The organism is Streptomyces sp. NPDC047079 (assembly GCF_040643755.1).
GTDB lineage: Bacteria > Actinomycetota > Actinomycetes > Streptomycetales > Streptomycetaceae > Streptomyces.
The window spans coordinates 1-1,771 of sequence record NZ_JBEYUZ010000068.1 but is presented as its reverse complement, the minus strand read 5'-3'; the positions used below and the strand labels follow the sequence as shown (position 1 = coordinate 1,771).

Sequence of the window (1,771 nt, the reverse complement as noted above, 5' to 3'; positions counted from 1 at the left end):
TAGGCGCTGGTCCCGAGGACGTTGTTGTTCGCCCGCCAGTCCATGACGGCCAGGCACAGGCGCGTGCCGACCGACGAGGAGACGGACGTGGGCAGGGACGGGGCGTCGGGGTTCTGGGTGAGCAGGATCAGGATGATGCCGTAGGCGCGGGCCTTCTTGATCAGGCGGGTGGCCAGGGCGGCGGCCTCGTCCTTGTAGTCGGGGTGGGTGAACAATTCCTGCACCTCGTCGATGACGATGACGCGCGGGCCGAGCTGCTGCTCCGGGTACTTCTCCTGCAGGGCGCGGGTGACCTTGCGGCCCTCGGGCACCTCGGAGGCGGGCAGGGACCGGATGAACGCGGCGCGGCGCTGGTACTCGGCGATCCCGGAGCGCATGCCGGCGAGGGCGGCCTCGAGGTCCTCGTCTTCGTCGCCGGACACGTACCTGTGGCAGATCGGCTTGACGGAGTCGAGGTCGCCGGACCCCTTGAGTTCGTAGATCCACAGTTCGGCGGTGGGGTCGAGGGCGACGCCCAGGACGATGGCGAGGGCGCAGGACGTCTTGCCGGATCCGGGGATGCCTCCGACCAGCAGGTTGGAGTACATGAGGGTGATCTCGACGAGGTTGCCGCGCGGGTCGAACCCGTAGGGCAGCGGCTGGTAGACGTCGGCCTGGCCTTCCCTCATGAGCGGCCACAGCTTCCGGCCGGCCTTCGCCGGGTCGCGCTGGGCGACCCACAGCACGAGGCGGCCGGGGTGGGCGGTGCGGTCGGCTTCGGGCCACACGGTGCTGATGGGGCGGCGCATCGCGGCGGCGAGGGCGGCCCGCTTCTCCAGGACGGCGGTCGCCTCGACGCCGGGCGGGAGGTCGACTTCGGCGCGCCAGCCGGGCCCGTCGCGCATGACCTCGGAGGCGAACTCGACGCCGCGGCGGCCCTTCTTGCCCTCGATGCCGATGGCGGCGAGCGCGTCGAACACCTCGGTGGAGTCCAGGCGGCGCAGCACGTTGGTGGCCACGTAGCGGGTGATCAACGGCTTGTCGCCCTTCTTGCCGTTCAGGCCGGCGAGGGCGGCGGCCGCGACGGTGGCGGCGAGGATCCAGCCGGGCACGAGGAAGCCGGCCACGAGGGTGGTGATGCCGGTGGCGGTGGCGACAGCCAGGGAGGCGATGCGGCGCGGGCGGACGCGGCGGGAGTGCTCGCGGGACAGGGCGAGCCAGGCCTCGATGTCCGCGGACGCGGCGGCCTTGGCCTCGACGGGCCGGGCTTCGGTGTCGGCGACCCACTTGCCCCAGCGGACGACCAGACGGCCGGCGCCGCGCGGTGCGCGCAGCAGCAGGCGGGCGAGGTAGACGGGCGCCCGCACCGTGTGGAAGGCGGCGACGTGCGCGTAGTAGGACGCGGTCCAGCGGGCGGCGTCGACGAACTCGGCGGCGTTGCGCAGGAACGTGGGGATGACGGGCGGCGCCTCGGACAGGTACGCCTGCCTCTCAGCGAGCCAGCTGCCGGGCTCGGCGCCCGGGTTGGGCGGGTCGACGGGACGCGGCTCGGCGTCCTGGATGACGTCGATGATGGTCTCGGTCAGGGTGTCGGTGTCTCCAGTGGGAGACGCGTCCTCGACGGGCGGGGGCGCGTCCTTGTGGAGCTGGACCACGTTGTTCGTCATGCTGGTGGCTTCCTGCCTCTTGCTGGGGTCGGGAGGCCCGGGGACGGCGGTCTGCTTGGCGGTGGACGCCGTCCCCGGGGCGGATCTACTTGCTGGCCTGCTTGCGGCGGCGCGCCTGGTTCTCG

1 protein-coding gene is annotated in these 1,771 nt (G+C 72.6%); it reads right to left on the bottom strand.

Annotated elements, in window-relative coordinates; genetic code table 11:
* On the bottom strand, positions 1–1,646 hold a 1,646-nt coding region (locus ABZ823_RS30900; RefSeq protein WP_361666227.1), incomplete at its 3' end, for an FtsK/SpoIIIE domain-containing protein.
* Positions 1,647–1,771: the final 125 nt, after the last annotated feature.